The organism is Psychrobacter cibarius (assembly GCF_904845955.1).
Lineage (GTDB): Bacteria > Pseudomonadota > Gammaproteobacteria > Pseudomonadales > Moraxellaceae > Psychrobacter > Psychrobacter cibarius_B.
The window spans coordinates 214,174-231,574 of the sequence record NZ_CAJGYX010000002.1; the positions used below are offsets into that span (position 1 = coordinate 214,174).

Genomic DNA, 17,401 nt, shown 5'->3' on the forward strand with positions numbered 1-17,401 from the left:
AGTCGCGGATGATGCTCATCAAACGTTGGACGCAGCTTTATATCAGTCTTCACTACTTAATAGTACATCAGGCACATTAAGGGAGTAATGAGGATAAAAAAGGCATTTCTGCACGTCCTTTGCCATAAATAACAAAGTGCTTAAGACTTCCCTGCGTCGGTACTAACCGCATCAGGTTCGGCGGGTGATCTCTCAGCGAATGTATAAAGACGACTACTTTAATAAAGCAAGTTTAGTAAAGCGAGCCAATAATACACCGCACCCCGAGTCTGTCAGTGTTGTAAATCAACTCAATACTAACAAAGTTCTGCAATGAGGGCTAATGATATTTAGATGAAAATATCAGGCGTTGAGTTTGAGGTTCGATGTTTTTATGAGAACGACTCTAGAGTACCAGTGATTGAAATCACTTGATATTACTGAGCTGTAGATAGCTTATCTAAATATTATGTAAAGCGAATGAAAGATTCTGGAGGTTGTCATTAAACTGTCATAAAAATTTGGCAAGATAGCACGCATGTCACAAACAATGCTTTTTTGTATCGTTGTTAAACTTTAGGAGTCCTACATGCGTTATTCGTTATTAGCAGTGGCCGTTAGTTGTACATTAGTGCTTACGGCATGTAATAAATCGACTGAAACGACAGAGCCAGCTGCGGATAGCAGTAGCGCTGTCACCACCACTGAAGCAACTACTCAGACAACCTCTGCTTCTGCAGCAGGTTTTAAATCTGCTGAGAATATCGCTATGAATATCACGGGTGCAGGGGCATCGTTCCCGCAGCCTATCTATGCTAAATGGTCTTACGACTATAACGCTGCTACCGGTGGTCAAGTCAATTACCAGTCGATTGGCTCTTCTGGTGGTATCAAACAAATCGAATCAAAGACAGTCGATTTTGGGGCGTCTGACGCGCCGATGACGCCTGAAGAGCTAGACGCAGCAGGCTTAATTCAGTTTCCGACGGTTATCGGTGGCGTCGTGCCAATCGTCAACATCGATGGTATTGAGCCGGGCGCGTTGAAATTAGACGGTGCAATGTTGGCAGACATCTATTTGGGTAAAATCAGTAATTGGAATGACCCTGCTATCAAAGCCATGAACCCAGATTTGACTTTGCCTGATGCCGCTATTACGACAGTATTCCGCTCAGACGGTTCAGGGACAACGTTTAACTTTACGGATTATCTTGCCAAGGTTTCACCAGACTGGAAAGACAGCGTCGGGGTTGATAAAACAGTCAAATGGCCAACTTCTGCGACTGGTGCAGGTGGTAAAGGTAACGAAGGGGTTTCAAGCTACGTCAACCGTATGAAAAACTCTATCGGTTATGTGGAATATGCTTACGCTAAGCAAAATAACATGTCACATACTGCATTGAAAAACGCTGCTGGCAACGTCGTTCAACCATCTGCTGAGACATTTGCTGCGGCAGGTGATATCGACTGGTCACAGCAAGCAGGCTTTTATAAAGTCATCACCAACTCTGAGACTGAGCAAGCATGGCCGATCGCTGCTGCGACCTTTATCTTGGTACATAAGCAGCCAGAGAATCCTCAGCAAGTGGCTGGCGTGTTGAACTTCTTTGATTGGGCTTATACCCAAGGCGACGATGATGCCATGGCACTCGATTACGTACCATTCTCTGATGCAGCGGTTGCCTTATTCAAGGAAAAATGGAACGAGGTAAAAGGCAGTGATGGACAGCCTGTTTATAAGCCTGCTCAGTAACCTGTTTCTGCTAAATATTCTTTAATATCTTGTCAGTGCCTTACTAGTCCCTTTCGAGTTATCCTCTCGAATAACTATTCTCCGGTAGTTATTTGAGAGGTTTTATCACAGCAAATTTGATGACAAGTTTGTTGTGATAAAACCGAATGAATGCTTCTACTATTTTGACTTGATCCTATTTAATGCTGAGACACTTATGAATGATTTAAGGTCCCAACTGGCTAAACAAAAGCGCTATGACTTATTGTTTGTGAATGCTACTAAGGCTTTTGCCATATTGGTACTCTTATCGTTGGGCGGCATTTTAGTCTCCTTGATCATCGGAGCATGGCCGAGCATTCAGGCATTTGGTCTTGGATTTTATACCAGTAATAATTGGGATACGGTCGCCAATGAGTACGGGGCTCTTGCCCCTATTTATGGCACGCTAGTAACGTCATTTATAGCTATTCTTATTGCAGTACCAATCAGTTTTGGCATTGCCATATTTTTGACCGAGATGTGCCCAACCTTCCTCAAAAAACCACTTGGTATTGCCATTGAGTTATTAGCGGGTATCCCTTCTATCATTTACGGTATGTGGGGATTGTTTGTCTTTGCGCCTTTCTTCGGTGATCACATTCAGCCTTGGTTTATTGAGCACGTCGGTCCATTGCCTATCATTGGCAAGCTATTTACGGGCGCGCCAATGGGACTGGGTATGTTTACGGCATCCCTTGTACTCGCCATCATGATCATTCCATTTATCGCCGCTACCATGCGCGACGTCTTCTCTGTTGTGCCAGACCTGCTTAAAGAATCAGCATATGGTATGGGCGCAACGACGTGGGAAGTCATGTTCAAGATCATTTTGCCATATACCAAAGCTGGCGTGGTTGGTGGCGTGATCTTAGGACTGGGTCGGGCATTGGGTGAGACGATGGCAGTGACTTTCTTGATTGGTAATGCCTTTAATATCAGTCCGAGTCTATTTACCTCTGGTGTCACCATTACCTCAGCTTTAGCCAACGAGTTTGCCGAAGCGTCGAGTGAGCTACATTTGGCTTCCTTATTACATTTAGGCTTAATCTTATTTGTCATCACCTTCATTGTACTATCTCTAGCAAAACTCATGCTCATGCGCATGGATCACAAGGCAGGCAATCGGTAGTCGTTTGACAATCTCGATAGGTGTTTTACGGATTTATTGGACATCAATAAACATTGATAGATATTGATAAAAGATATGGGAAATAAATAGTATGGCTGCTAACAATGCGATCAATGCACCACTACCGACTCAGCCAAACAGCGCTAGCCGCTACAATCAAAACCTTTATAACAAGCGCCGTTTGACCAACAAGTTAGGTCTAGGCTTTGCCATGTCGGCGATGGTTTTTGGACTATTTTGGTTGTTTTGGATATTGTTGACGCTCTTTGTTGAAGGCTTTCAAGGTATTGTGCAGCTGCCTATTTTTACTGCTGATACACCGCCACCGATGAGTGCGGGCGGGCTGCGTAACGCCATTGTCGGTTCAGTAATGCTCGCGTTTTCAGGATTGTTTATCGGTGCACCTATTGGCCTCATGACGGGTATTTATTTATCCGAGTTCGCTCAAGGCAGTATGCTTGGCAAGGTAACGCGTTTCTTAAATGATATTTTGTTATCCGCACCCTCGATTGTGATTGGTCTCTTTATTTATGCATTAATGGTAAAAGGTCAAAGTTTCTCTGGTTGGGCAGGCGCGTTGGCCTTGGCATTAATCGTTATTCCTGTGGTCGTGCGTACCACTGAGAATATGCTCAATCTGGTTCCTAATAGCATTCGTGAAGCGGCTTACGCACTTGGCACACCCAAGTGGAAAATGGTGACTCAAGTAACGATTAAGGCGGCTAGAGCAGGACTGACCACTGGGGTGTTACTGGCATTTGCTCGAATCACCGGTGAGACAGCACCGTTGCTATTTACGGCGCTTAACAACCAATATTTCAGTACAGATATGGGTCAGCCTATTGCCAACTTGCCCAATACCATCTACCAGTTTGCGATGAGTCCTTATGATAACTGGCATACCTTAGCGTGGGCGGCAGCGTTGCTGATCACGACCTCTGTCTTGGTATTAAACATTTTGGCAAGGTTCATCGGTAGTAGAGGTCAGGCTAAATAAAGACTGATGGTAAATTAAGGCTTGTCCTAGATTACCTCGAGCATTTACTTCCATTTATATTCATTGAGCTGGGTTGGAACATATTATGAATGACGTCATGAGTAAAATCCGTACAAAAAAGCCTGTCGATAAATTCAATGCGGCAGATAAATTTAATCCAACAACAGACAGTTTATTAAACAGACCGATGTCGACGGCAGCACAAATAGAGCAGCCAGATATTGCCAGCCTAACCAAACAGACGCTTCATGATATTCCCAAAAACATGCCTGCAGCAAAAATGCAAATTCGAGATCTGAATTTTTATTATGGTGACTTTCAAGCGCTAAAAAATATCAATATCGATATTCCTGATAAAAAAGTCACTGCTTTCATTGGTCCTTCAGGTTGCGGCAAGTCGACGCTGTTGCGTACCTTCAACCGTATGTATGATTTATATCCAGGTATGCGGGCAGAAGGCAATATTAATCTTGATGGCAACAATATCTTGGGTAAAGACGTCGATGTCAATTTGCTACGCGCCCAAGTTGGTATGGTCTTTCAGAAACCAACCCCGTTCCCGATGTCAATCTATGACAATGTCGCCTTTGGAGTACGCCTTTATGAAAAGTTGAGCAAGGCTGAGCTAGACAATCGGGTAGAGTGGGCACTCAAAAAATCTGCATTATGGCCAGAAGTAAAAGACAAGCTCAAAGCATCAGGGCTTTCGTTATCAGGCGGTCAGCAGCAACGCTTGTGTATTGCGCGTAGCGTCGCGACCAAGCCTGAAGTATTGCTGCTTGATGAGCCGACATCAGCGCTTGACCCTATCTCGACAGGTGCGATCGAAGATTTGATTGAAGACTTAAAACAGGATTACACCATTGCCATTGTCACGCATAACATGCAACAGGCCGCGCGCGTGTCAGATTACACCGTCTATATGTACTTAGGCGATATGATTGAGATGGGCGAGACCGACCAGATATTTACCAAGCCTGCCCAAACCGCCACAGAAGATTATATTACGGGTCGTTATGGCTAACATCGCGGTCTGAGCAAGGACGACGTGCTCGATATGTTCGATAAGATATCGTGAGCCAATCTGTTCGACTCAACAGCCACACCGCGCTACCAAAATATGGATTTTAGGGAATACCTCTTATGCAAAGCGATAAGCATATCTCCAAAAGTTTTGACCAAGATCTTGATGAAGCTATCCGTTTATTTTTATACATGGGTGATAGCGCGGCCAACCAAGTGGCGAAAGCGATCCATGCGCTTATCGATAAAAATGAGACACTGGCGCAAGAGGTGATTGATATGGACTTTGATATCAATCGAATGGAAGTCGAGTTGGATGAGCATATCTTGCTATTGGTCGCCAAACGCCAGCCAGCTGCCAGTGATTTACGCTTGGTCATGTCCATCAGTAAAGGCGTGGTTGATTTAGAACGCATCGGTGATGAAGCTGTCAAAATCGCTCAGATGGCCAAAAAAATTGCGGCACAAGGTAAACTGTCATACGGTTATGCGGAGGTGCAACACCTCAGCAATCAGGTTCGTTTGATGCTGCACAATGCGCTAGAGGCATTTAGTCAATCGAATGCTGAGCAAGCGTTTGAGGTCATGCGTAACGATAGCATGGTCAATGATGAGTATCAGTCAGCCATCCGTGCTTTGATGACCTATATTATGGAAGATTCACGGCACGTTTCAAAAGTTATCAATATTATGTGGGTATTGCGCGCGCTTGAGCGGGTAGGCGATCATGCACAAAATATTGCAGAACTGGTGATTAACTATATTAGTGGGCAAGATGTGCGTCATTCCGACTATGCGCTGGTCGAAAAAGCCGTGCAAGAAGCCAATGACCGTATGGCGGCGCGCCAAGTCAGCACCCTGTCTGCCACTAAACCTGCCGTCAATTCAGCCGCTGATTTTGTAGACTCAAACGGTGATGAGGGCTGAAAAAAACAGTTCATCGTTAATTTTACATCCAAAAAAACGCGCGATATTAAATAGCGCGTTTTTTATTTTATGGCAATAATAAAAAACAACTAGCTCTCCGGCGTCCAACCTTGTGCACGCTCATAATCTTCATTATCTAAAAATTTATCCCGTTGTTCGGTGAGGAATTTTTTGGCAGCAGGATCTAACATACTTAGATGGTTTTCGTTAATCAGCATCGTTTGCTGTTCAAGCCATTCTTTCCACGCTTTGTCAGATACCGTTTCTTGTAGCTCCTGACCTTTTTTATTAGGAAAAGGCGGGTGCGGCATTTTTGGCAATTCTTGCTGATACTTACGGCAAAATACCGTATTGGCTTGCGGATTAAAAGTTTCAGTCATAAGGCGTTCCTTATTATGGTTTGGTTATTATAAAAATATGTTATTGAATCACTCATGAGAATAGTTATACCAAACCCAAAAAGTAAGATTAGCTGTGTCAAACTCGCTTAGCCTACAAGGCGTAGTACTTTCACTCGTTTTCCTTGCTACTCTAATTTCTGTGAATGGTATTAGTTAGCACTTATTCAGCATGAGCGCCTTAAATATTATTAGCTGAATTTACTTTACCTCATCATGGTATCAAAAACACCCGCAGCAGGGGCGGGTGTTTTTTATGGTAAAAGCTGTCAGGTCAACAATGCGCTTTTACGCAAATACCTCTAAACGGCTGCGACCGCGAGCAACGGCTTGCTTAACTTGATTTGGTGCTGTACCACCTAAGTGGTCACGGGCTGCTAATGAGCCTTCTAACGTTAAATATTCAAAGACATCATCACCGATTGCATCGCTAAACTGCTGTAGCTGTGCCAATGATAAATCACTTAAATCAACGCCCTCGGCAATACCCAAAGCAACGGCATTACCGACCACTTCATGCGCATCACGGAACGCCACGCCTTGGCGTACCAGATAATCTGCAAGATCAGTCGCAGTCGCATAGCCTTTCATCGTAGCGGCGCGCATGTTTTCTTTATTTGGAGTGATATTCGGTAGCATATCAGCAAAAGCCAATAAACAGCCGGTAAGCGTATCGACGCAATCAAACAACGGCTCTTTGTCTTCTTGGTTGTCTTTGTTATAAGCCAGTGGCTGACTCTTCATTAGACTTAAAAGTGTCATTAACTGCCCAAAGACACGTGCTGCTTTACCGCGGACCAACTCTGGCACATCAGGATTTTTCTTTTGCGGCATGATAGATGAGCCAGTACAAAAGCGATCAGGGATTTGTACAAAGTTAAACTGCGCTGACATCCATAGGATAATCTCTTCGCTCATCCGTGACATATGCATCATCAAGATAGAAGCGGCTGAGGTAAATTCAATCGCAAAGTCACGGTCTGATACGGCATCAAGCGAGTTTTGGCAAATACCTTCGAAACCTAACAACTCAGCAGTAATGGTACGATCGATTGGGAATGTCGTGCCAGCAAGGGCAGCACTACCAAGTGGCATCTGATTAATACGGCGGCGCGCATCGACCAGACGTTCGGTATCGCGATATAACATCTCAAACCACGCCATGACGTGATGACCAAAGCTCACTGGCTGCGCCGTTTGTAAATGCGTAAAGCCGGGCATAATAGTGTCAGTATGCTGCTCAGCCAAATCAAGTAAACCACTTTGCAAGCGTACTAATAAGGCAATGATATTATCAGTCTCTTCGCGTAGCCAAAGACGAATATCGGTGGCAACCTGATCGTTACGGCTACGACCCGTATGCAGTTTTTTACCAACAGCGCCGATGATGTCAGTCAAGCGCGACTCAACATTCATGTGCACGTCTTCTAGCGCGATTGACCAGTTAAACTCGCCAGCCTCAATCTCACGCAGTACCTGATGCAGACCATCAATAATGGTGGCTACTTCGTCAGCGGTCAAAATGTCACATTCTTTAAGCATGGTCGCGTGGGCGATTGAGCCTTGAATATCGTGACGTGCAAAGCGTTGGTCAAAGCCCACAGAGGCGGTGAAGGCAGCAACAAAGCTGTCCGTCGCTTCACTGAAGCGTCCGCCCCACATCTGCTGGCCTTGGCTGTTTGAAGAACTGCTTACAGGGTTGTTTTGTGCAGCGTTATTTGTTATCGGAGCATCTGTGCTAGAATCAGAGACAGATGGGTTTACATTTGATTCGGGACTACTAGGTTTTGAAGAATTGGCGTTCATATCGGTACAAGACAAGTCAGCAGAATAAGAGCTCAAGTATAGCAAAGGATGAGGTTGCCTTACTAGCGGAGCGCTTAGAGTTTTTTATTCCCAAGCTCATGGAAGTCATGAAGCCTTGGCAGTGGTTCATTTATATCTTTTTTTGGTCACTATTTGTCACGGTAATAAATCGCTATGATATTGCCACGTGGTCAGATTTTTTGATTCAGCTGTTTAGCAGAGTCCTGCAAAACACCTTGAGTATTATTCCTTCCTTATACCTCATTGATTATTTGCGTCCCATTTTTAAGGGTATGAGCATACCTAAAGCCAGCATGTATGTGCTTGCCTTACTCATGGTGGCATCTACCATATCCATGATTTTAGTCATGCTGGTGATGATTAATATTGGTTGGTTTGAATATGACCGTCAAACTTTTATTCTAAATATATTATTTGATGCGGTGATTAGTGGTGGCTTTACCTTAGTGTTCTTACTGTATTTTTTACGTCGTTATCGTGAGACGAATGCGCTCAAACAATCGTTTGAGCAGAAATTGAGTGCACAAAATGATGTGATCAAAGCACGAATCGCTCCGCATTTCTTCTTTAATACCATTAATACCCTTGTGTCACTGATAGAGTCCAATCCAGCAAGAGCTTCTGCTTTATTACAGCACGTTTCTGCATTATTCCGTGCCAGTTTCAATGGGGCACGAGAGATTAGTTTTGAAGAAGAAATTGCTCTTTGTGAGCACTATCTAGCGATTGAGTCTAGCCGCTTAGCGGATAAGCTTGAAGTGAGTTGGCAATTACCTGACGAAGATATCATGTATGACATGGTGATTACCGCCTTGACCTTACAGAGCGTGCTAGAAAAAATGCTGCTGAATGTGGTGGAGATGACCACTGAAACCATTTATATCAATATTAAAGTCACTTGGCAGCAGCATCGGGTTGTGATTACGATTGGTGTCGCGCTGCCGAAAAAAACCATGATTATTAACCATGATTTACGTCAGCACATGAACTTTTATATTCAAGCGGAACGTTTACGGGCTTATTTCGGTCAAAGTGCGGATATTAAAAGTAGCGTTACCAGTAGTCGAATTATTACCGTCATCGACTATCCGCTGCAAGATGTTAGTTTATGACCATTTTGTTGGGGCTTAATTTTGTATTTTATTTCTCAAGAAATAGGTATGGCATATTTATTGCATCATCTTTATAGCTAATGGGTTGTTTTACTTTATATTTAGCCATGATCCCCCATAAAAATTATTATCGATAAATGCATCGCAATAAAACTCAATGCACAAGGCTATCAACGTCAATATAGCCAGTTATTGTTTTATGAAATAATTAAAGGTTTTTATGCTAAGTGATTGGTAATGAGTGCTAATATGTTGGTAAGGCCATTGAAAAAAATACTAAGTTTATCCTGGGATTGGAGTTTGCATGCGTATCGTAGTTTGTGATGATGAGCCACTAGCACGTGAGCGTTTGGTTAGAATTGTACAGGAGTCAGGTCATCAAGTCGTTGCTCAAGCAACCACGGGTGCAGAAGCCATTATCGCTGTCAAAACTCAGCAGCCAGACATCATATTATTAGATATTCGTATGCCTGAGATGGATGGGGTGCGCTGTGCGCAAGAGCTTGCCAAGCTTGAGCATCCGCCAGCTATTATATTTGTCACCGCTTATGATCATTATGCCATTGCCGCGCTAAAAGCCAATGCGATTGGTTATTTATTAAAGCCTGCCAATAAAGATGAGTTACTAGAAGCACTAGATAAAGCGAAAAATTTGAACGCGGCGCAGTTAAATGAGATTCGTAAACTCGAAGACCCAACAGCGCGGCCAGTACGTGAGCATATCGCTGCTCGTACTCACCGAGGCGTTGAGCTCATCAAGCTTAAAGATATCTATTATTTTACCGCCGATCAAAAGTACGTCAAAGTCCGTCACAAAGATGGCATTGTCCTGATTGATGAGACGCTAAAAGAGCTTGAGCAAGAATTTGAGGATCGGCTGTTTCGAGTACACCGTAATGCCATCATCAACCTTAGCTTTTTGGACTTTTTAGAAACGTTGGATGCAGGACAATATCAAATACGCTTTAAAGGCATTGATGAGACACTCGCGGTTAGCCGCCGTCACTTACCTGCATTACGTGACAAGATTCAAAGCATGTAAGCTGCGGTTTGCATAGTGAAATAACAGCAAAATAACCGTGAAATAATCATCCCATATCATCAAACCCTTATTTATGCTTAAATAGGGGTATTTTTTTTGCGTCAGCATTGACTATATATGGTTTATATCGCCCATTTTTTGTGGAAAATTTACAGTATTGTTTAATACTGACCTGCATAGTACTGACGTGAACAGTATCGAATTTATTGAGGCCCTTTATGAGCAATCCGCAGCAAACTGCTTTGACTACCTTGAATATCGCCACGCGTCAGAGCCCTTTAGCATTATGGCAAGCTGAGCATATCCGTGCTCGTCTACTAGATTTGTATCCTGAATTGACGATTAACTTGCTAAAAATTGTCACTAAGGGTGACAAGATTTTGGACACACCTTTGGCTAAAATTGGCGGTAAAGGTTTGTTTGTCAAAGAGCTTGAGCAAGCGCTATATGACAAACAAGCGGACATCGCGGTACATTCATTAAAGGACGTACCGATGCAGCTTCCTGAAGGCTTGGTGCTAGGCGTCTATTGCAAACGCGCCTCACCGACTGATGCTTTTGTGTCTAACACCTATAATAGTATTGATGAATTGCCGCAAGGGGCAGTCGTTGGCACGTCTAGTTTGCGTCGTCAGTGTCAGCTTAAAGCCTATCGTCCAGACCTACAAATTAAAACCTTACGCGGTAACGTCGGTACACGTTTGGGCAAGCTGGATGCTGGCGAGTATGATGCGATTATTTTAGCGACCAGTGGTTTGCAGCGTATCGAGCTGGATGAGCGCATACGCGGCGAGCTTGATATCAATGCCTGCCTGCCTGCGGTTGGTCAGGGCGCCTTAGCGATTGAATGCCGTGAAGGTGATGATGAGGTGCTAAAATTACTGGCACCACTGAATGATGATAAAGCTCGTATCCGCCTCATTGCTGAACGCGCGCTAAACCGTCATTTAGAGGGTGGCTGCCAAGTGCCCATTGCTGCTTATGCTGTGTTACAAATGGCGGATGAAACAAGCAGCAACAATGATGATAACGGTGACAATGGCAATAACGACAACGGCAATGTGTTATGGCTACGTGGCCGCGTCGGTCAAGCGGATGGCAGTGAGCTGCTAAAAGCAGAAAAACGTGTCACGTTGATTGGCACACAAGAAGAGCAAGAAGTACAGGCTAATCAGCTTGGTATTGATGTTGCCAATATACTGCTTGCCGATGGTGCGGGTGATATCTTATCCGCGATTTATCATCCTGAATAACAGGCCAGTATTTTGATTATCTTAGTCATAGCCCCAGTATTATTGATGCTAGGGCTATCGTTAAGCCAATTCTATCAGTCTTTTGTCATGGTATGTCTATGTCATCAACATTAAATCACGCCCAGCTTATTGCTAACAGTCAATCAAATAATGAGTCATCACCCACGCAAGTAGTCATCAATACTCGCCCAGTGGAGCGTGCCGCTGCATTGACGGATCATCTACAAGCAGCAGGGCTGACGATGGTAGAGATACCGATGTTGACGTTACAATCGCGCCCAACGACTGAGCAAGACATGACGCTGATGCGGCATTGGCTAGCAGGCGATTATAAAGCGCTTGTGATTGTTAGCCCAACGGCGGCTGCTTCAGGACTGGCTGTTTGGCAAGCGCTTGAAGATGAGCGTCAAGCTCAAAACCATGACAATGACAATGATAATAATAATGAGCGAAAAGATATAGCAATTAATGCTCTGCAAGCGCCGAGCTACTTGATTGCCGTGGGTGAAGCGACCGCGTCGGTATTAAACAATGCCAAAATCGAGGCGTCGAACTATCAAGTACTTCAGCCTCACATTGCCAATAACGAAGGTATGCTAGCGATGCCTGAGATTGAGCATTTGCAAGCAGGTGACAAGTTGCTCGTGTGGCGCGGATTGGGTGGTAGGCGATTATTGGTCGATACGTTGCTGGCACGCGGTGTGCATATCGATAGCATTGCTTGGTATGAGCGCATAATGCCGGTCGATGCGATGGCTCAATACGAGCAGTGGCTACAAGGGTTTGTAGCTCGCAATGATATGCAAGATACATCAGCTAGTCAGCCAAAGCCAATCGTTGTGGTCAGTAGCGGTACAGCCTTTGAGCATTGGGAAAGCATTGTTCGGGCTGTGGCAGAAAAGGCATTAAAGCAAGAAACAGCCAGAGAAACCCCTGCTATTTTGCCCTATAAATTGTCAGACTTTTCTTATGTGGTGTTGGGTGAGCGTTTAGCCAATATGGTCGCTGAACAGCAGTTAAGTTATTGGCGTGTGGAAGATTTGGCACCAGAAACTATTCTTGCTGCTATCCATGCTAAAGCCTGTTAAATGTATAAATGTACCAACCGATGATCTGTCCTTATCTATTATGTTTCACTTTTTATTTATTCGCTTTAAACCTGTTTTAGCCAAAATAACGGTGCTGCCTTATGTCAATCAATTCTGAATCGTTATCTCAGGAACCTTCTGCTACTCAGCAGCGCCGACAAGCAAATGTGTTTTTGTTGCGCCTGCAGTGGTTGGTTATCTTGTTGCTTATCGCCGCCCTATTGTGGCTCTACATCAGCCAGCAGCGTTTCCAGCATAGTGTTAATGAGCGTTTGCAAAGCAACGAGCAAGTCGTCAGCCGTCTGAATGAGATGGATGACCGTCTATTTGCGATGAGTCAGCAGACGCTGCCAGAGCCTCGATCTGCCGCCAGTAGCCAAGCGCAAAACCAGTTAGATTTATTGCGTATTCAGATACAAGCCGCTGATAGATTGTTGGCAGACAATAACGACAGTGCAGCGATTGATTTGTTGCGTGGTCTACACTGGCAGCTTTCGCAAAGCAGCAATGAGATTGCTCCAGCGCTAACGGTTGTGATCAAACAAAGCTTGATGAAAGACATCGAACGTTTGCAGGCGAGCAGCACTCAGCCCAGTCCTTGGCAGCTACAAAACCTCGCCATCCAAAATATTCAAGAGTTTTTGCACCGCTATGAGCGTGTGAGTAGTGAGGCGACACCGCACAATAGCGCTGATAATAATATGAGCCTCTCGCGCAAACAACTGACCATTCACGAAGTGATTATGACCTTAAATCTGGCCAGTCAAGCCAGTAATATGCGCGAACAAGAGCAGCTGGTTGGTTATCTGCGTCAAGCACGAAATCAACTACAAACCTTGGTGCCGAAATCTGCTATTCCTCAAGAGTCAGCGCCAAAGGCAGCCATGACTAATACTGAAAACGCCTCTAATGATGCGTCCGTAGGCAAAAAGCAAACCTCTACCGACAAGAACCTACCAACCAGATCCTCTCCGACAAATATCGCAGAAGTTATAGATTGGTTAGATAAATTGATTGCCAATGCACCAAAACCAACGCCATTGTTGACCACTCAGATTTTGGATAAATCTCAGCGTTAGTGGTTCATTGGATGTTGATTGATAGATTTATGAATACAAAAATAAGAGAAGTGACGTTATGGACAGTTTGAATCAAGCAGCACATGCAGCCTCCAATATCGCAGATAATCATCCTGACGAATTGTCTCATTATCCCATTATTCATCACCAGCCCATTCACTGGGGCGAGATGGATGCGTTTAACCATTTAAATAATGTGATTTATTACCGTTATGCTGAATCAGCACGAATTGGCTATTTGCAGGCGCTAGGTATGTTTGATGGTAATATGGTGACGGTATTGGCACAATCTCGCTGCCAGTATTTACGCCCTGTGACTTATCCTGATACTTTGCTATTAGGAGTGCGCTGTCAGCGCTTGGGCAATACGAGTATCGTGATGGAATATAGCTACTATAGCACCGCGCAAGCGGCCATCGTCGCGACAGCTGAGGCAGTCGTGGTACGTCTCGATAGTGAGGGAAAGCGTAAATTAGCTTGGACAGAGGAAGAGCGCGCTCGGCTATTGGCATTAGAAGCGAAAGTTGGTCATACACCAAAGCTTTAGCACTGAATATTAAATATGTGAAAAAAGGGCACGCTAACGTAACGTTAGCGTGCCCTTTTGCTATTTGACTGATATCGAATTAGCCAGTCAAACAGTCAAACAGTCAAACAGTCAAACATTAATCTTGCTTTGGCGCATGTACGAAATCGATGACGTTCAAGTCAAAGCCTGATAATGCGTAAAACTTCATGGGTGATGATAATAAACGCATATCACGAACGCCTAAATGACGCAAAATCTGTGCGCCAACACCAATGCTGCGATACGGCTGCTGAGTAATGGTCGATTGCGATTCATTGTCTGCCGCTTTGTCTAACGCCTCTCCTAAATCTATTGGCTGGTTGTTGCCAATCCAAACTAATACGCCGCGATCTGAATTACTGATTTCCTCCAGTGCTGAGCGCACGCTCCAGCCACTACGACCCGTCATATCATTTTTGGCAGCAAACAAGTCGCGTAGTGGGTGAAAACCATGGACACGGACGGTGCTGACGCCTTCGCTCACATCGCCTTTTACCAAAGCCAAATGCGTTTCATCAGCGCCAAATTCGCGGAAGCGATGTAGCGTAAAGGTGCCGTATTCCGTTTCAAAAGGACGCGACTCAATTTCTTCTACCGTTTGCTCGTTCGCGATGCGGTAGTTGATGAGGTCAGCAATTGTACCCATCTTGATGCCATGCTCTTCGGCAAATATCTCAAGGTCATCACGGCGCGCCATCGTACCATCAGCATTGATGATTTCGACAATCACTGCTGCGGGCTCAAGCCCTGCTAGGCGTGCTAAATCACAACCAGCTTCGGTATGTCCAGCGCGGTGCAAGACGCCACCATTTTGAGCCATGATTGGGAAGATATGTCCAGGCTGGACGATGTCTTCAGGTTTTGCCGAAGAAGAAACCGCGGCTTGAATTGTACGAGCGCGATCAGCAGCAGAGATACCCGTGGTAACGCCTTCAGCGGCTTCGATAGAAACCGTAAAGTTGGTGCTAAATTTTGCTTCGTTACGATCAGACATCAGCGGCAATGCCAACTGTTGGCAGCGTGCTTGTGACAAGGTCAAGCAGACCAAACCACGTGCATGAGTAATCATAAAGTTAATATCTTCAGGGCGCACATGGGTCGCTGCCATGATGATATCACCTTCATTTTCACGGTCTTCATCATCCATTAAGATGACCATCTTGCCAGCACGAATGTCTTCGATAATCTCAGGAATCGTATTTAAACTCATAGTAAGTCTCAATATTTTATTATTTATAGATAGGTGTGATGTGGAATATAAAGCATTGTCTGTCTATTGTAACAGTAGATGCTACATAGCGCTGTTGCGGTTAGGCAAAGTGCATGGAATCAAATTGATCCACCGTAGACATTATCTAATCATTGCTTATATATCAATATGAGGACATTTTAACGCTTTTCAGCCCACTGTGCTGATTCATCTCAAAACTATATGGACTAGTCTGTCAAATATAGTGATAAGTATTACTAATGGTCACGACGATTCATGTATTCAATGACGCAGTAAGCAATGTGCTAACCTATATTGCGAGCCATCAGTCGTTGCTGGCTGCTTGGCTTTTTAGCCAATCCATAAACTGTTTACTGTGTTGCTCGCGCTGGTTGTCAGCAAATTCATAAAAGCTGGTATCAACTAAATTGTCTGGCAAATAGCTTTGCGGATAATAGTGATTGGGATAATCGTGTGGATAGGCGTAACCTTGACCATAGCCTTGATTACGCATCAGTTTGGTCACGCCATTACGTAGGTGTAGCGGTACTGGAGAGGCATCTTTTTCTGCTAACGCCATCGCAGCGTTGATGGCTTTATAAGTGCTGTTACTTTTGGCACTGGTCGCCAGATAAACCACTACTTGCCCCAAGATAATACGCGCTTCTGGCATACCAATTGATTGCACACTACGTAATGCTGCATCGGCAAGGAGTAAAGCATTAGGGTTGGCATTACCAATATCTTCACTGGCCAAGATGACCAAACGCCGCGCGATAAAATCAGCAGGCTCACCGCCAACTAACATCCGCGCCATCCAATAAAGCGCGGCATCAGGGTCTGAGCCACGTACGGACTTTATCATCGCCGAGATAATATCGTAATGCTGCTCGCCATCTTTGTCATAGCGTACCAGCGCGGTCTGAGCGACACGGGCGACCAATTCATCGTTAATGACGAGCGGTGATTGCTTAGTGTCCGCCGTTTGAATAGCCAGCTCTAATAAATTTAGCGCCTTCCTAGCATCGCCATGCGCCAGTTGGCTGATAGTGTCCTGTGCTTGTAAATCAACCGTCAAATTCTTCAGCACTGAATCTTCTGAAATTGCCCTTTGCAATACCGCACTGATTTGCTCAGGCGTCAGTGGCTCTAAACGATACACTTGGCAACGTGATAGCAGCGCATTATTGACACTAAAGGAGGGGTTTTCAGTTGTCGCACCAATCAAGGTAATATCACCAGATTCGACCGCGCCCAGTAAGGCATCCTGCTGAGCCTTGTTAAAGCGGTGTATCTCATCGATAAAAACCACTGGCGATTCAAATGCTAATGAGTCCTTATTGTCTAACACTTCTCGCAGCTGTTTGACCCCAGTATTCAAGGCAGACAAGGCATGAAAAGGTCTGCCAACAGCATCAGCCAACAGCATGGCAATAGTCGTTTTGCCGATGCCAGCTTCACCATGCAAAATAATCGATGGCAGATGTCCTTGTTCGACCAAACGCCGCAAGGGCGCACCTGCTGCCAGTAGATGTTCTTGACCAATGATTGCATCAAGTGTCGTTGGGCGCATACGCTGGGCAAGGGGTGTGTCGGCATGAAAATTAGGCGGCATAGAAATCTCTATTATCAATTTAAACAGCTATCAATTAGTTCATAACGACAGTGATTAATGGGTTTTTATTGCTGCATCTAAATGACTACATCCTAGATTACATTCATCATTGCTATGGAAAAAGACCATATCTGTCTGTTTGGCATGATTTTCGCACTAATGAATATTAGACATGAGTAGTAAAAGTAGGCTAATTTATAAAGATGCTATTTGGTATGTGTCTTGATATGTGTCATACACGATAGGCTAACGCAGATTTACGTTAATAAAAGTCAATCAAGTGTACAGCTTATGTCCCAAATACTTTGATTTTTATGCTTTTATCCCTATTAACGGTTCAGCAGCATTGATAGATCGCAGATATCACGCCCGATTTACGA

At 44.5% G+C, this 17,401-nt stretch carries 15 protein-coding genes and 1 riboswitch; of the genes, 11 read left to right on the plus strand and 4 right to left on the minus strand.

The window, feature by feature from the left end; translation table 11 throughout:
- Nucleotides 1-131 precede the first annotated feature (131 nt).
- Nucleotides 132-276: riboswitch (TPP riboswitch) on the minus strand.
- Between the two features lie 292 nt (nt 277-568).
- The 5 genes from pstS to phoU all read left to right on the plus strand — a co-directional run bounded on the left by pstS (nt 569) and on the right by phoU (nt 5,829).
- Entirely contained in the window at nt 569-1,732 is a 1,164-nt protein-coding gene (pstS, locus tag JMV76_RS04355) for a phosphate ABC transporter substrate-binding protein PstS (protein ID WP_201501772.1), read from the plus strand.
- A gap of 196 nt (nt 1,733-1,928) precedes the next feature.
- Complete coding sequence (pstC, locus tag JMV76_RS04360) at nt 1,929-2,882, plus strand: phosphate ABC transporter permease subunit PstC (RefSeq protein ID WP_201501773.1); 954 nt, start codon at nt 1,929-1,931, stop codon at nt 2,880-2,882.
- 91 nt (nt 2,883-2,973) lie between these two features.
- Entirely contained in the window at nt 2,974-3,879 is a 906-nt protein-coding gene (gene pstA, locus JMV76_RS04365) for a phosphate ABC transporter permease PstA (protein ID WP_045454893.1), read from the plus strand.
- Between the two features lie 97 nt (nt 3,880-3,976).
- The gene (gene pstB, locus JMV76_RS04370; RefSeq protein WP_201502068.1) at nt 3,977-4,903 is read left to right on the plus strand and encodes a phosphate ABC transporter ATP-binding protein PstB; all 927 of its coding nucleotides are present in this window, start codon (nt 3,977-3,979) and stop codon (nt 4,901-4,903) included.
- 119 nt (nt 4,904-5,022) lie between these two features.
- The gene (phoU, locus tag JMV76_RS04375; RefSeq protein WP_045454895.1) at nt 5,023-5,829 is read left to right on the plus strand and encodes a phosphate signaling complex protein PhoU; all 807 of its coding nucleotides are present in this window, start codon (nt 5,023-5,025) and stop codon (nt 5,827-5,829) included.
- An 89-nt stretch (nt 5,830-5,918) separates the two neighbouring features.
- Here phoU and JMV76_RS04380 read toward each other — a convergent pair whose 3' ends face one another.
- Nucleotides 5,919-6,209, minus strand: a complete 291-nt coding sequence (locus JMV76_RS04380) for an oxidative damage protection protein (RefSeq protein WP_045443086.1) — start codon at nt 6,207-6,209, stop codon at nt 5,919-5,921.
- A gap of 306 nt (nt 6,210-6,515) precedes the next feature.
- Nucleotides 6,516-7,889: an argininosuccinate lyase gene (argH, locus tag JMV76_RS04385; RefSeq protein WP_045454898.1), complete on the minus strand. Its 1,374-nt coding sequence runs from the start codon at nt 7,887-7,889 to the stop codon at nt 6,516-6,518.
- Between the two features lie 125 nt (nt 7,890-8,014).
- Here argH and JMV76_RS04390 point away from each other — a divergent pair, with 125 nt between their 5' ends.
- The 6 genes from JMV76_RS04390 to JMV76_RS04415 all read left to right on the plus strand — a co-directional run bounded on the left by JMV76_RS04390 (nt 8,015) and on the right by JMV76_RS04415 (nt 14,175).
- Complete coding sequence (locus JMV76_RS04390; protein WP_201501774.1) at nt 8,015-9,166, plus strand: sensor histidine kinase; 1,152 nt, start codon at nt 8,015-8,017, stop codon at nt 9,164-9,166.
- A gap of 304 nt (nt 9,167-9,470) precedes the next feature.
- Nucleotides 9,471-10,208, plus strand: a complete 738-nt coding sequence (locus JMV76_RS04395; RefSeq protein ID WP_045443089.1) for a LytR/AlgR family response regulator transcription factor — start codon at nt 9,471-9,473, stop codon at nt 10,206-10,208.
- Between the two features lie 218 nt (nt 10,209-10,426).
- Nucleotides 10,427-11,461: a hydroxymethylbilane synthase gene (gene hemC, locus JMV76_RS04400; RefSeq protein WP_201501775.1), complete on the plus strand. Its 1,035-nt coding sequence runs from the start codon at nt 10,427-10,429 to the stop codon at nt 11,459-11,461.
- A gap of 98 nt (nt 11,462-11,559) precedes the next feature.
- Nucleotides 11,560-12,549 carry a uroporphyrinogen-III synthase gene (locus JMV76_RS04405; RefSeq protein ID WP_201501776.1) on the plus strand — a complete coding sequence of 330 codons (990 nt, stop codon included), beginning with the start codon at nt 11,560-11,562 and terminating at the stop codon, nt 12,547-12,549.
- A gap of 101 nt (nt 12,550-12,650) precedes the next feature.
- On the plus strand, nt 12,651-13,628 hold the full coding sequence (locus JMV76_RS04410; protein ID WP_201501777.1) for a hypothetical protein: 978 nt from the start codon (nt 12,651-12,653) through the stop codon (nt 13,626-13,628).
- Nucleotides 13,629-13,686: 58 nt separating this feature from the next.
- Complete coding sequence (locus JMV76_RS04415; protein ID WP_201501778.1) at nt 13,687-14,175, plus strand: acyl-CoA thioesterase; 489 nt, start codon at nt 13,687-13,689, stop codon at nt 14,173-14,175.
- 118 nt (nt 14,176-14,293) lie between these two features.
- Here JMV76_RS04415 and ribBA read toward each other — a convergent pair whose 3' ends face one another.
- Together ribBA and JMV76_RS04425 are read right to left on the minus strand one after the other, a co-directional pair.
- On the minus strand, nt 14,294-15,406 hold the full coding sequence (gene ribBA / locus JMV76_RS04420; protein ID WP_201501779.1) for a bifunctional 3,4-dihydroxy-2-butanone-4-phosphate synthase/GTP cyclohydrolase II: 1,113 nt from the start codon (nt 15,404-15,406) through the stop codon (nt 14,294-14,296).
- A 325-nt stretch (nt 15,407-15,731) separates the two neighbouring features.
- On the minus strand, nt 15,732-17,021 hold the full coding sequence (locus JMV76_RS04425; RefSeq protein WP_198332758.1) for a replication-associated recombination protein A: 1,290 nt from the start codon (nt 17,019-17,021) through the stop codon (nt 15,732-15,734).
- Between the last annotated feature and the right edge of the window lie 380 nt (nt 17,022-17,401).

Excerpts from the sequence above, each read along its gene's own strand:
- pstS (WP_201501772.1), top strand. The coding sequence starts at position 569 with ATGCGTTATTCGTTATTAGCAGTGGCCGTTAGTTGTACATTAGTGCTT.
- JMV76_RS04410 (WP_201501777.1), top strand. The coding sequence starts at position 12,651 with ATGTCAATCAATTCTGAATCGTTATCTCAGGAACCTTCTGCTACTCAG.
- JMV76_RS04380 (WP_045443086.1), bottom strand. The coding sequence starts at position 6,209 with ATGACTGAAACTTTTAATCCGCAAGCCAATACGGTATTTTGCCGTAAG.
- JMV76_RS04415 (WP_201501778.1), top strand. The coding sequence starts at position 13,687 with ATGGACAGTTTGAATCAAGCAGCACATGCAGCCTCCAATATCGCAGAT.
- phoU (WP_045454895.1), top strand. The coding sequence starts at position 5,023 with ATGCAAAGCGATAAGCATATCTCCAAAAGTTTTGACCAAGATCTTGAT.
- pstB (WP_201502068.1), top strand. The coding sequence starts at position 3,977 with ATGAGTAAAATCCGTACAAAAAAGCCTGTCGATAAATTCAATGCGGCA.
- JMV76_RS04425 (WP_198332758.1), bottom strand. The coding sequence starts at position 17,021 with ATGCCGCCTAATTTTCATGCCGACACACCCCTTGCCCAGCGTATGCGC.
- ribBA (WP_201501779.1), bottom strand. The coding sequence starts at position 15,406 with ATGAGTTTAAATACGATTCCTGAGATTATCGAAGACATTCGTGCTGGC.
- hemC (WP_201501775.1), top strand. The coding sequence starts at position 10,427 with ATGAGCAATCCGCAGCAAACTGCTTTGACTACCTTGAATATCGCCACG.
- pstA (WP_045454893.1), top strand. The coding sequence starts at position 2,974 with ATGGCTGCTAACAATGCGATCAATGCACCACTACCGACTCAGCCAAAC.
- argH (WP_045454898.1), bottom strand. The coding sequence starts at position 7,889 with ATGTGGGGCGGACGCTTCAGTGAAGCGACGGACAGCTTTGTTGCTGCC.
- JMV76_RS04395 (WP_045443089.1), top strand. The coding sequence starts at position 9,471 with ATGCGTATCGTAGTTTGTGATGATGAGCCACTAGCACGTGAGCGTTTG.
- JMV76_RS04405 (WP_201501776.1), top strand. The coding sequence starts at position 11,560 with ATGTCATCAACATTAAATCACGCCCAGCTTATTGCTAACAGTCAATCA.
- pstC (WP_201501773.1), top strand. The coding sequence starts at position 1,929 with ATGAATGATTTAAGGTCCCAACTGGCTAAACAAAAGCGCTATGACTTA.